This window comes from Crossiella sp. SN42, from assembly GCF_023897065.1.
In the GTDB taxonomy this organism is placed as follows: Bacteria; Actinomycetota; Actinomycetes; order Mycobacteriales; family Pseudonocardiaceae; genus Crossiella.
Map to the genome: position 1 here is coordinate 248,054 of NZ_JAMHIV010000003.1, position 12,112 is coordinate 260,165.

Below are 12,112 nucleotides of genomic sequence, written 5' to 3' on the forward strand. Positions count from 1 at the left end.
ACCTTTGAAGTAACAAGTATGCCGTGGATACCGTCCAGCTCAGAGCCGTGATCGGCACGGTGCGGACGAACTGGGGCAGACATGAGCAAGATCATCATCTTTGGCGCGGGTGGCCGGGTCGGGCGACTGGTGGCCGCCGAGGCGCTGGCCCGCGGCCACCAGGTGACCTCGGTGGTGCGCGACCCGGCCCGCCATCCCGACCTGCCCGGCCGGGTGGTCGCCGGGGACGTCACCGACCCGGACTCGGTGGCCGCGCTGGTGCCCGGCCACGAGGTCGCGGTCAGCACCGTCTACGACGTCAGCGCCGACCCGGCCGAGTTCTACCCCGCCGCGGCCCGCGCGCTGGCCGCCGTGCCAGGAGTGCGGGTGCTGGTGCTGGGCATCGCGGTGCTGCTGGAGTCCGCGCCGGAGGTCCGGTTGCTGGACTCGCCGGAGTTCCCCGCGGAGTACCGGCCGTTCTGCCTCGGGCACGCGGCCGGCTCGGCGGTGCTGGCCGGTTCGCCGGGACTGGACTGGCTGGTGCTCAGCCCGATCGGCGAGTTCGACTTCGCCGCCGGGCGCACCGGGCACCGCACCGACGGCGGGTTCGTCACCCCTGGCTGGCCGCGGCCGGAGGGTGCGCTCTCCGGGGTGGACTTCGCCACCGCGGTCGTCGAGGAGATCGAGACCCCGCGCCACCACGGCGGGCAGGTCGCGGTCTACCCGCTCACCTGAGCGCGTGGGTGAAGAACTTGACCACCTCGTCGGTGGCCCGGCCCCGCTGTTCGGACTCGGTCAGCTGCCGCACCACCCCGTCGTCGGCAGGCTGGCGGCAGTGACCGGCGGGCAGCTGCGGGTCCTCGTCCTTGCCGGGGGCGTCGTCGTAGGCGTGCTGCTGGCCGCTCTCCGGTGACCACTGGGTGTTGAAGAAGTTGTGGTTGCCACCGCGGTACGTGCCGGCCGAGACCGGGAACTTCGTCCCGGCGGCCAGCGCGTCCCGCACATAGCCGCGGCCGGCCTCGCCGATCGCGCCGTCGCAGGTGCTGATTAGGACCCGCACCGGCGCCGTGGTCACCAGCCCGTCGCTGACATCGCCCTCCACCAGCGGGAAGTACACCGGGGCCACCGGCAGCACGGCCCGCACCCGCACCCCGGCCGGCACCTTGCCGCGCTCGCGATCGGCCGCCTGCCACATCACCGCCTTGCCGCCCCGGGAGTGGCCGAGGGTGCCGACCCGGCTCAGGTCGGCGCGGCCGCGGAAGTCGACCTCGCGGGGCGCGCCGGTGTCCGGATCGATGAACCGCCCGGCCAGCTCGCCCTCGCCGGTGGCGGCCAGCCGCTGCCACATCGCCAGGTGCTTGTTGATCAGGTCCGCGCGCGCCTGGTAGGGCTGCATGGGCCGGTCGGGGCCGGTGGCGCCGAGCTTGTTCCACTGCCCCTCCACCGCGTTGGCCGCGATGGCGACCGCGATGATCCCGCGCTGGGCCAGCGCCCGGCCGAGGTAGTCATAGCCGCGGTGGCTGGGCATCGGCGCGGAGCTCTGGCACGGCCACTCGGCGTTGTCGGCGCAGGAGTGCCAGGAGCCGTGCAGCATCAGCACCACCGGCGCGGGCCGGGCGCTGCGCCGCACCGGGTAGTGCACCACCGCGGTCAGCTCCAGCGGCTCCGGCATGGCCGGGGTGCGGAAGGCCGCCCGGCCCAGGTCGTAGGCCACCGCGCCGATCCCGCTGCCCTCGGCCTCGGCCTGGGACAGCGCCGGGGCCAGGGCGATCAGCAGCGCGGCGGTGGTGGAGACGGCGGCGGTGTGCACGGGCACGGGGTTTCCCTTCGGCGGGCGGGTGGCCGTCACCGACGGTAGGGGCGAGTTGTCAGGAAGTTGTGAGCCGGTTGTGAGTCTGCCGTTGACCCAGCGCCGGTCAGGCTCGGGTGAAGCCCATGTCCATCCAGTGCCGCCACTGCCCGTCCACCAGGCGCTCCCAGGTGGCGGCCATGGTGTTCTCGCCGACCCGCAGTGTCGCCCTGGTGTCCGGACCGGCGAAGGTCCACACCCCGTCGGCGTCCACGGTCGCGGTCATCTCGCTGAACCCGCCCTGGTGGTCGAAGGCGCGCATCGGGTAGCTGTCGGTGGCCGGGTCGTGCGGGCCGATCATCTCCAGCACCTGCACGTGCTCCCCGCCCACCCGCACGTCCACCCGGTGCACCAGGAACCGCTCACCGGGGAACCACTGGTAGTCGTCGGTGCCGATGATCTCGATCGGCGGCTCGTCCACGGTGCGGCCGCGGGAGCGCCAGAGCCCGAGCAGGGCGTTGAGGCGTGCGTTCATGAGCCGAGGGTAGGTGTCGGGGCTGACATCCAGGCGAACAGCGGCGGGCCGGGCTCGGGGTTCCGGTCCGCCGCTGTCCTGGCGCGCTCAGCTGTTGCGAGCGCGCCGGTCCACCACCGCGACCAGCTTGCCGCTGGCCCCGGTCCGCTCGAAGATCCCGGGATCGGCCAGCTGCACGTGCAGGTCCACCAGCCCGTCGCGGACCGCGGTGACCATCAGTTCCGGGTAGCGGTCCAGGAACTCCGCCCGCACCGTCTCGGCGTCCAGGGTTGTCCTGCCCTGTTCCAGCCGGATGGTCAGGCTTTCCCGCTCGCCCTCCTCGGCCAGCACCAGCTGGAGGTCGCCTGCGTAGGCGAAGGCCTCGTCGGCCACCGCGAGGAAGCGGCGGTAGTTGAGGAAGTGGCCGCCGCTGCGGAAGACGTCGCCGGAGCGGCCCAGCAGCTCGAACCTCGGCGTCTTGCGACCACACGGGCAGTCCTGCGTCAGCCAGCGGCCCAGGTCGCCGATCTCGTAGCGGTCCAGGCGCTGGCCGCGGCGGGTGTGCGCGGTGAAGACCAGGCGGCCGGTCTCGCCGGGGCCGACCGGGCGGTCCTGTTCCCGGTCCAGGATCTCCAGGGTCTGGATGCCCGCGAACAGGTGGTGCACCCTGGCCGGGGAGTCCGGGCACTGGTAGCCCAGCGGGCCGCCGTCCACACTGCCGTAGGCGGCGCTGCGGATGACCTCGACGCCGAACTCCTCGGTCAGCCAGCGCCGCTGCTGCTCGCTGAAGTGCTCGCCGCCGTAGAAGATCTTGCGCACGCCCCGGTAGTTCCGCAGCACGTCCCCGGACTCGTCGAACAGCCGCAGCAGGTAGCTGGGCATGCCGAGCAGGGTGTCCACCCGGTTGTCCACAATGGACTTGGCCACCAGGTCGTGCAGGTTCTGCTGGCCCGCCATCGGGAACTGCACCGCGCCCAGGCGTTCCACCGCGGAGAAGAAGCTCAGGAAACCGCCGTAGAGCTGGCCGCCGAAGAACAGGTTCATGGTGCGGTCGGTGCGCGGGTCCAGCCCGGCGGCCAGCAGGCCCTCCGCGCCGTGCCGCATGTGCTCGTCGTAGTCGGCCCAGCTGAACGCCGAGAGCTTCGGCTCGCCGGTGGTGCCGCCGCTGCGGAAGAACACCTCGGCCCGGCTCAGGTCGGTCTGCAGCTCGTCGAAGCGGGCCTTGGTGGTCACCGGCACCGCGGGCGGCGGCAGCGGCCGGGAGGAGACCAGGTCGTCCAGGCAGGCGTGCCCGGTGAACCGCTCGTCCAGCTGCACGTCCACCCGGCGGCTGTAGCGCTGCAGGGCGTAGACCCCGTCGTGCGGCTCGCCGTCGTAGCTGCCCAGCATCCGCCCCGGCATGGTGATCCGCTGCACGCCCGCGCCGATCAGCGCCCGGGTCAGCACCGCCACCTCGTCCCGGTCCGCGCCGAGTCCGACGGTTTGCAGGTACCGGCGCATCGGCCGCAGCACCTGTGCGATCTTGTTGCGGGACAAGGACTTCACCCACACCGTGCGGTACAGCGGGGAGGCGCGCAGCGCGGAGCGGGTGTCGGCCAGCACCCGCCAGGACCCGTCCTTGGCGGCGTGCACCTTGGTCAGGCCGAGGTGCTCCTCCAGCTGGGTGACCAGCACGGTGTTGGTGATCTCGGCCCATTCCGGGTCGCTGGGCTCGCGGGTCTCGGTCTTGGCCACGGTCTCGGCCAGCACCGCGGCGAAGCGCTCGGCGAAGGCGAAGACCTCGCCGTCGTCCTCGGTGTCGAGGTAGATCACCTGCGGGCTGGAGCAGGCCTGCTGGTCGAGCAGGCACACGTCCCCAGCCACCGCGCGCAGCGTGTCCTGGTCGTTCCAGGTGGCGGCGGTGAGGTAGGCGAAGGACAGCTTCGGTCCCCAGTCCACCAGGCGGCAACCCGGCCGCAGCACCGAGGCCACCCCGGCGAGGGCTTCCTCGCCACCCCAGGCGGCCACCGCGTCCGCGGGCGCGCACATCCGCTCCAGCCAGTCCTTGCGGGCCGAGGAGTAATGCAGCACGATCACCCGCCGCGCGATCTGCCCGGTCGGGTCCGCCTCGGCGAGCGCGGCCAGCAGCTCGGCGGTGAACCGCGAGTCGTCCCCGCTGGTCTTGATCACGTTGAGGTTGCCGGAGAGCAGCCCTTCCAGGCCGCTCATCGCCCCGGCCGCCGGCGCGTTGCCGGGCGCGATGTGCGCGAGCAGCCCGACCGGGGCCCAGGCCTCGAAGATCTCCTGCCGGAAGTCGAACCGGGTCAGCCGGCCGGGGTCGATCCCGCCGAGCTCCCGGACCACCTTGCGCTCCAAGGTTTCCCGGCTCAGCGCGCCGGTGAGCTGGGTCAGCGTGGCCTCGATCTCGGCAGCGGGCACCTGCCAGGCGGCGAGCCGGTCGGCCAGCCTGCGGCGCACCGGGCTCTCGGCGTCGCGGAGCTGGGCGACCACCTTCTCCGCGGCGGCCAGCACCAGCAGCGGGCTCAGCGGCTCACCGCCGAGCACCTGCTGGGTCAGCTCCTCCAGGGTGTCCAGGCGGCGGTCCGCTTCGGCGTCCTCGACCCACTCGCCCTGCCAGTAGTGCTGGTTCACGACTTTTCCTTCAGCAGTTCGGCGGCGGCGATGGCACAGCTCTTGTTGCGGCTCAACCCCGCGCGGCCCAGGATCTTGAACCACGGCGTCGGCGCGCCGCAGCCGCATTCCTCCGGGGCGTGCAGCGAGGCCAGGTCGCCCATCAGCACGCTCTGCGCGGGCGCGGAGGTGATGAACGGGGAGACGAACTGCAGGTAGCCCGGTTCGCCGTAGCCCAGCGGGGCCAGCTCGCGCACCGAGCGGATCAGCACCCGCGACCACACCGGCACGTGCATGTTGTGCCGCGCGCATTCCATGTAGGGCACCGAGTGCTCCACCGAGCCGAAGCCGTCCCGGATCCGCTCGTCCGGGATGCCCAGCTGCTCGGCGATCTTGCCGTAGAGCTCGGGCTTGCTGACCTGCTTGTCCGCGTTGCCCTTCCAGCCACCGCCGAAGACCACCAGCGAGGCCGGGTCCAGCTGGATCGGCTTCATGCCCATGTTGCGCATCCGGTCCAGGGTGAAGGACAGGAAGGCCGGGAAGCCCAGGATGCGCACCGGGACACCGTCCTCGGCCGAGCGCAGCAGCGAGCGGATCGCGCCGAAGGCGTCGAACTCGTGGCCGGTGCCGGTGCTGGGCAGCGCGTGCTCGACCCGGTGGACCGGGGCGAAGTCGCACAGGTAGTTGTCGGTGAAGGAGGCGCCCAGGTTCAGCCCCGGCCTGGGCTGGTAGGTGTAGATCAGGTAGTCCACCGCGCGGCTGTCGTCGATCCAGCCGTAGTGGTCGAAGATGCGGGCCACCATCCGCTGCCCGGCGCGCAGGGTCCACTCGTCGAAGAACATCTGCGACTTCTGGCCCGTGGTGCCCGAGGAGGTCACGTGCAGCTTGACCTGCTCGCGCGGGATGGAGACGACCTCGTGCATCTTGAAGAAGTTGGCGTGCACGAACGGCTGCCGCTGAATGTCCACAATGGACTCCAGCTGCGGGCGGCCCTTGCTCTGCCACAGCGAGTCGAAGAACGGCGAGCGCGCGGCGTGCCAGGCGTTGGACTCGTTCATCGCCGCCACGAACAGCTCGTCGGCCTCCGCGCCCGCGGCATACGGGGCGGCCAGGTCGCACAGCCGCTGCACCGAGGCCAGCGCGGCCGGGTCGGGGACCGTGACCGGTCCGAGGTAGGAACTCACCGGAACACCCCGCGTGTGTTGAGATACATCTGTTTCCAGGCTTCGATGTACTGCTCGGTGAACGGCTGGAACGCCGCGTCGATGGCCAGGCCGCGGAAGTCCAGCGGCTGCATGGTGCGGGCCATCACCACGTAGTCCCGGAACAGCTCGCCGTCCTTGCGCATCGCCGGGTAGGCCGCGGCGGGCAGGAAGCCGTGCGCGAGCAGCTGGCCCAGCTCGTCGAAGGCGTGCAGCGGCACCAGGGTCTCGATGTAGAAGGCCCCGTAGTCGTTGAGCTGCTCGATGAGCAGGTCCAGGTGCCGGGCCACCGCCATCGCGTCCGGGTTGGCGCCGATCAGCGTGCAGTAGCCGTCGCTGCCGGACAGGTGCGCGAACACCTCGTAGGAGCCGTCGGCCGCGGCCAGCAGCACGTTCGGGGTGTGGAAGGGGTAGAAGCGGCGGCCGGGGTTGGTCAGCTGCTCGTTGTAGCGGCGCAGCACGAACTTCGGCGCGCTGATCAGCTCGACCTCCGGGGCCGGGGACTCCCCGCGCTGGACCGGCACCTCCACATCGGGCACCAGCTCCGGCCGGGTGGGCAGGCCCACGACCTGCTCGACCGCCGCCAGCAGCGGGCCGAGGCTGGCCGGGACCCGCTCCACCGGGTGCCGCTGCTCCAGCACGCCCTCCTGGTGGCGGGCCAGCAGGACCATGGTCTCGTGCCGGGCGGCCTTGCGCAGGTTCGGGAAGATGCCCATTGCCTTGAACCCATTGCGCAGGCAGATCCGTTGCGGGGCGGTGGAGGTGGTGCGCGCGGTGGCGTAGACGGAGTCCGCGCGCCCGTCGGAGAGGATCAGCTCGGCCAGTGAGCTGACCGCCTGCTGCGCCACCCCGCCACCGCGGTGCTCGGGGTGCACCACCAGTCCCTGCATCTTGCCGAGGCGGTCGGCGGGCTCGACGTTGCCCACGATGGAGGCCACCAGCTCACCCCGCTCCCTGGCGACCAGCCAGCTGGTGCGGTCGGAGGTGATCTCGGCGGCCATCACCTGCGGGTCGGTGCCCAGCGGCAGCGCGTAGGCGCGGCCGTAGACCCGGCGGTAGAGCCGGAGTAACTCGTCGATGTCGTCCAGACTCGCCCGTTCGAACACAGGCCCCACTCAAGTCTCCTTCTCATGGAATGCGGCCGGGACTCAGACGTCGACCGGAGCGATTCCGAAGACTAGCCCCCGCAAGGCCTTGAGACTTCTTTGATAAAGGCCTGACCAGCGAAGATGTCCTGATGGGGCGATCAGGCTCACAACGCGATCCCACCGTATGTCGTAATTCGTGCGAGGTGTGGGAAGCAGGTCAACGCGGATAGTCCGGCAGCCGCAGTCCGGACGCCGCCTTCGTGGTCAGCTTGTTAAAGAAAGAACTGAGCCGGGGGGAGCTGAGCGCCTTGTACATCAGGTTGCGCCGCCGGATCCCGAAGGCGGTGCGCGGGGACAGGAACGGTCCGGCGTTCTCCGAGGTCTTCTGGCACCCGGTGGCGTACTCGCGGATGATCTCCTCGTACCGCCGGAAGGCCACCCGGTGGTCGCCGTCGGCGGCGTGCAGCTCCCCGGCCAGCACGTGCGCGCACACGATGGCCAGCCCGGTGCCCAGCCCGCCGCAGGTCGCCCCGTACCCGGCATCGCCCAGCAGCGCGATCCGGCCGCGGGAGAGCCGGTCGATGTGCACCTGGCTGATCGAGTCGAAGTAGAAGTCCGGCGCCGCCCACATCGCGTCGATGATCTTCGAGGTCTCCCAGCCCATCCCGGCGTAGGTGCGCTCGACGATCTTCATCTGCTGCTGGGGGTCCCGCCGGTCGTACTCCAGCGGGTCGCTGGCGAAGACCAGCAGCGTGCCCGCCTCGACGCCGCCCAGCGAGGCGCCCCGGCCGGGCTCGTTGTAGAGCCGGTTGTGGTTGTCCAGGCCGGGGTGGTCCGGCATGGAGAACCCGCACACGTAGTAGCCCAGGTGCCGCAGGAACCGCGACTCCGCGCCGAAGGTCAGCCGCCGCACGGCCGAGTGCAGCCCGTCCGCGCCGATCACCAGGTCGAAGGTCCGCGGCGCGCCGCGCTCGAAGGTGACCTCCACCCCGTCGGGGGTCTCGGTGAGCGAGCTGATCGAGTCGCCGAAGACGTACTCGACCTCGTCCTTGGTGCGGTCGTAGATGATCCGGGAGAGGTCCCCGCGCAGGATCTCCACCTCACCGGAGATGAAGTAGGCGGGCAGCCCGGCCAGCCGCCGCCCGTCCCGGTCCACCACGATCATCTCCCCGGCGTCGGTCTGCTTGGCGCGCACCTCGTCCAGGATGCCCATGCGGCGCAACACCTCCAGGTGCACCGGGCCGCGGAAGTCGACGGCGAAGCCGCCCTCGCGCAGGGCGGGGGCGCGTTCGACCACGGTGGGGTTGAAGCCGTAGCGGCGCAGCCAGAAGGCCAGCGCGGGACCGGCGATGCTGGCGCCGGAGATGAGCACGTTGCGGTTGGTCATGGGCGCAGCCTGGCCGGACCCGCTGACCACCCACGCACCATCGGCTGACAGCGCTGGTCAGCCGGTGATGACCTGCCGGTAGATGTTGGTCAGGTAGGCCGGGGTCATACCGACAGACTCGTAGAGCCGGTAGGCCCCGGTCGGGTTGGTGGTGTCCACGCCCAGCCCGGCCTTGCCCAGACCCTCCTCGGCGTAGGCGGCGAAGGCGCCGGCCAGCAGCGCCCTGCCCAGGCCGCGGCCGCGGTGCGCGGGCAGCACGCCGAGCCACTTCACCCAGCCCTCCTCGCTGGCCGGCGACTGCCCGGAGGACACCACCACCCCGGCCAGCTCACCGCTGTCGGCCTCGGCGACCAGGGACTCCGCCCACCGGATGCCCGGGGTGTCCGCGAGCTCGCCGAGGGTGCCGGGGAAGGGCTGGGCGGCGCCGGTGAAGGCGGTGCGCAGCAGCTCGTGGCACTCCACCAGCTCGCCGGAGTTCAGCCTGCGCAGGGTGTAGCCGGGCACCGGAGCCGGCCGCTGCTCGTCGCCGGTCAGCGGCCGGGTCATCCGCGCGTGCTGCCGCTCGAAGGCAAAACCGGCCTGCTCCAGCACCCGGATGTAGGCCGTCTCGCCGGGCGTCGCGGCCGACCTGGCGGTCACCGGCGCCCGCTCGGCGAGCCGGCCCAGCAGCAGCCGGACCAGCTCGGCCTGGACGGCCGGGTCCGCGCCGGGACGGGCGTAGGCCTCGCAGCAGACCTCCTCGGCCGCGCCGGGCGGGTCGAGGTAGCCCCAGCCCACGGCCAGGCCGTCCCGGTCGCGCACCACCCAGGACTCCGCGAGCGCCGAGACCACCTCGGACTCGTCGAAGTCGGCGAACCCGACCGCGGCGATGTCGCTGGCGTGCACCAGCGCGAGGATCTCCGCGACATCGGCGGAGCCGGGACGTGCCACCTGGAAGCCATCCATCCGGTCAGTGAAATGCCTGGCCGGCCGGGATGGCGAATTAGTTACCCGATCTCGACCTGGCCGGGACGCCGCCACGCCACTGCCAGCTCCGCCGCCGCGGGTGTCCCGGCAGTTCCCCGCGCCCGGTGCACCACCACAGCACCGCCACCGGATCACCCTCGGGCGCCTCCGGGAACAGCCGGTCCACCGCCGCCGCGCACACCCCGGGATCGGGCCGCCAGCCCACACCGAGCGCGCGGGCCAGGTCGCCGGTGTGCGCGGTCAGCTCGACCACGCCCATCGCGGCGAACCCGGCCGCGTCCGCGACACCCCACGGATGCCAGCCTCGATCGGCCGGATCGGCGTGCCGGACCGCGGCCGACAGCAGCGCGGCGGCGGCCCGGACACCGGCCAGGCAGTCCCGGATCGGCGCGTCCGGCCGCAGACCGCCGAGCAGCGCGGTCCAGCTGTCGGCGGCCCCGGTGCCGAGCTGGGCGGTGTAGCAGAGCAGGCCCTCCACCAGGTGGTCCAGGGTGGTGCGGCAGGACCAGTCCAGGCCGTCGGCCCGGCGGGTCCAGTCCGCGTCCGCGACCGTGGTCAGCGTCGCGAAGCTGTCGTTGGCGGCGGTGTCGAGCAGGGTTGGCCAGCGCACCTCAGGCCGCCTTGCGCAGCAGCTCGATGACCCGCGCCCAGCCGTCACCGCCGTGCCCCTGGGCCACCGCGCGGGCCGCGTAGTCGCGCAGCAGCTCGGGCAGCGCGGCGTCCACCCCGCGCACCTGGCTGGCGTGCACCAGGTGCTCGATGGTGGCCAGCTGCACGTCGATGGTGGCGTCGAAGCCCGGGTAGGCGCGCTGGTCGACCTGCGGCACGTAGGCGCGGATGAAGCCGTTGACATCGCCCAGCCAGCGCAGGGCCAGCGGGGTGAACTCCGCGGCGGTGGCCCCGTCCGCGGTGACCAGGGCGGCGGCGTGCAGCCAACCGGTCATGGTCGACCACATCATGCCCAGCAGCGCGGTGTCGTAGAGCGAGGCCACCCCGGGGTCCTCGCCGAGGTGGATCGCCTCGCCGAAGGCCGCCAGCAGCTGCTCCGCCGCGGCGAAGGCGGTCCGGGAACCGCTGTAGAGCAGCATGGACTCCGGGTTGCCGATGCCCGGCGGGGTGATCATGATCCCGCCGTCGAGGTAGTCGATGCCGTGGCCGGCGGCCCACTGCGCGGTCTCGCGGGCCTGTTCGGGGGAGCCGGAGGTGAGGTTGACCAGGGTGCGCCCGGCCAGCGCGGCGGGGTCCAGGATCTCGTGCAGGGCCGGGTAGTCCAGCACGCAGGCGATGACCACCGGGCTGCCGGCCTGGGCCTCGGAGGCGGTGGCCGCGGCGTGCGCGCCCTCGGCGGTCAGCGCGGCGGTCTTGGCGGGGGTGCGGTTCCACACCGCGGTGCGGTGGCCCGCGCGCAGCAGGGCGGCGGCCAGGGCCGAGCCCATCTGGCCCAGGCCCAGCACGGTCACGTCGTATTCAGTCACCTGACCAGCCTCAACCCTGTGCGCGGAGATCAACAGTGGCAGAAATGCCGACATCCGCACGATTACTGCCATAGGCTGCCGGACATGAGCACCGGCACCGTGGCCATCGTGGTGGCCGAGGACGAGGCGCCCTCGCTGTGGGACGTCTACGAGGTCGGCCTGGCCTGCGTGGTCTTCGGCGTGGACCACCCCGACCTGGCCGATCCCTGGTACCGCACCCGCCTGTGCGGCATGCGACCCGACCTGCCCAGGGCTGAGCACGGTTTTGTGCTGCACCCCGAGCACGGCCTGGAGGGCCTGCGCGGCGCGGACACCATCATCGTGCCCTCGGTGCCCGAGGCCGTGCTGCACGGCACCGAACCCCTGGATCCGTTGCTGGTCAAGGAACTCCAGGAGGCCGCGGAGGCCGGGGCGCGGATCGCCGCGCTGTGCAACGGGGCCTTCGTGCTGGCCGAGGCCGGGTTGCTGGACGGCCGCCGCGCCACCGCGCACTGGAACTACACCGCCGAGCTGGCCCGCCGCTACCCCAAGGTCCAGGTCGACGACTCGGTGCTCTACATCGACGAGGGCCAGATCCTGACCAGCGCGGGCGCGGCCGCCGGGCTGGACCTGTGCCTGTACCTGGTGCGCCAGGACCTCGGCGCGCACGTGGCCAACCAGCTCGCCCGCCAGCTCTGCGTGCCCGCGCACCGCACCGGCGGGCAGGCCCAGTTCGTCACCCGGCACGTGCCGGAGACCGACGACGACAGCATCGCCCCGGTGCTGGAGTGGGCCACCCGCAACCTGCACCGCCCGCTGACCGTGGCCCAGCTGGCCCGGCGGGCCGGGCTGAGCCAGCGCACCTTCTTCCGCCGCCTGCACGAGGCCACCGGCACCACCCCGCTGCAATGGCTGCTCGGCCAGCGCCTCGCACACGCCCAGGCCCTGCTGGAGACCACCGCGCTCTCCGTCGAGCAGGTCGGCGAGCGCTGCGGCCTGGGCAGCGGGGCCAACCTGCGGCGGCACTTCGCCACGCAGCTGGGCATCGCGCCCACCGACTACCGCCGCGCCTACACCGCTTGACCTCCACCTAACCAGAGGTAGTGGAATCCCTGTCATGACA

General features: G+C 72.2%; 11 protein-coding genes. 2 read left to right on the forward strand and 9 right to left on the reverse strand.

Translation table 11 applies throughout. From position 1 onward, the window contains the following. The first annotated feature begins 81 nt into the window (after positions 1–81). Entirely contained in the window at positions 82–714 is a 633-nt protein-coding gene (locus tag M8C13_RS05995) for an NAD(P)-dependent oxidoreductase (protein WP_252479458.1), read from the forward strand. Here the strand turns inward: M8C13_RS05995 and M8C13_RS06000 are convergent. The 9 genes from M8C13_RS06000 to M8C13_RS06040 form a co-directional block, all read right to left on the reverse strand. Next, on the reverse strand, positions 707–1,795 hold the full coding sequence (locus M8C13_RS06000) for a hypothetical protein (protein WP_252479459.1): 1,089 nt from the start codon (positions 1,793–1,795) through the stop codon (positions 707–709). The two genes, M8C13_RS05995 and M8C13_RS06000, sit on opposite strands and share 8 nt — an antisense overlap. A 100-nt stretch (positions 1,796–1,895) precedes the next feature. Further along, positions 1,896–2,303 carry a hypothetical protein gene (locus M8C13_RS06005; RefSeq protein ID WP_252479460.1) on the reverse strand — a complete coding sequence of 136 codons (408 nt, stop codon included), beginning with the start codon at positions 2,301–2,303 and terminating at the stop codon, positions 1,896–1,898. Between the two features lie 87 nt (positions 2,304–2,390). Beyond that, positions 2,391–4,913, reverse strand: coding sequence for an acyl-CoA reductase (locus M8C13_RS06010; protein ID WP_252479461.1), 2,523 nt, complete (start codon positions 4,911–4,913; stop codon positions 2,391–2,393). Further along, positions 4,910–6,076, reverse strand: a complete 1,167-nt coding sequence (locus M8C13_RS06015; RefSeq protein ID WP_252479462.1) for a hypothetical protein — start codon at positions 6,074–6,076, stop codon at positions 4,910–4,912. Before M8C13_RS06015 ends, M8C13_RS06010 begins: the two co-directional genes overlap by 4 nt. Further along, the gene (locus tag M8C13_RS06020; protein ID WP_252479463.1) at positions 6,073–7,209 is read right to left on the reverse strand and encodes a GNAT family N-acetyltransferase; all 1,137 of its coding nucleotides are present in this window, start codon (positions 7,207–7,209) and stop codon (positions 6,073–6,075) included. The genes M8C13_RS06015 and M8C13_RS06020 overlap by 4 nt, the downstream gene beginning before the upstream one ends. Before the next feature lie 190 nt (positions 7,210–7,399). Continuing rightward, positions 7,400–8,569 carry an FAD-dependent monooxygenase gene (locus M8C13_RS06025; protein ID WP_252479464.1) on the reverse strand — a complete coding sequence of 390 codons (1,170 nt, stop codon included), beginning with the start codon at positions 8,567–8,569 and terminating at the stop codon, positions 7,400–7,402. Positions 8,570–8,626: 57 nt separating this feature from the next. Then, the gene (locus tag M8C13_RS06030; protein ID WP_252479465.1) at positions 8,627–9,514 is read right to left on the reverse strand and encodes a GNAT family N-acetyltransferase; all 888 of its coding nucleotides are present in this window, start codon (positions 9,512–9,514) and stop codon (positions 8,627–8,629) included. Positions 9,515–9,551: 37 nt separating this feature from the next. Continuing rightward, positions 9,552–10,145: a DinB family protein gene (locus tag M8C13_RS06035; protein ID WP_252479466.1), complete on the reverse strand. Its 594-nt coding sequence runs from the start codon at positions 10,143–10,145 to the stop codon at positions 9,552–9,554. 1 nt (position 10,146) lies between these two features. After that, entirely contained in the window at positions 10,147–11,010 is an 864-nt protein-coding gene (locus tag M8C13_RS06040; RefSeq protein ID WP_252479467.1) for an NAD(P)-binding domain-containing protein, read from the reverse strand. An 84-nt stretch (positions 11,011–11,094) separates the two neighbouring features. Here M8C13_RS06040 and M8C13_RS06045 point away from each other — a divergent pair, with 84 nt between their 5' ends. After that, positions 11,095–12,072, forward strand: coding sequence for a helix-turn-helix domain-containing protein (locus M8C13_RS06045; RefSeq protein ID WP_252479468.1), 978 nt, complete (start codon positions 11,095–11,097; stop codon positions 12,070–12,072). Positions 12,073–12,112: the final 40 nt, after the last annotated feature.

Bases quoted from the DNA above. Each gene is read 5' to 3' on its own strand.
- M8C13_RS05995 (WP_252479458.1), top strand. From the start codon at position 82: ATGAGCAAGATCATCATCTTTGGCGCGGGTGGCCGGGTCGGGCGACTG.
- M8C13_RS06005 (WP_252479460.1), bottom strand. From the start codon at position 2,303: ATGAACGCACGCCTCAACGCCCTGCTCGGGCTCTGGCGCTCCCGCGGC.
- M8C13_RS06025 (WP_252479464.1), bottom strand. From the start codon at position 8,569: ATGACCAACCGCAACGTGCTCATCTCCGGCGCCAGCATCGCCGGTCCC.
- M8C13_RS06030 (WP_252479465.1), bottom strand. From the start codon at position 9,514: ATGGATGGCTTCCAGGTGGCACGTCCCGGCTCCGCCGATGTCGCGGAG.
- M8C13_RS06045 (WP_252479468.1), top strand. From the start codon at position 11,095: ATGAGCACCGGCACCGTGGCCATCGTGGTGGCCGAGGACGAGGCGCCC.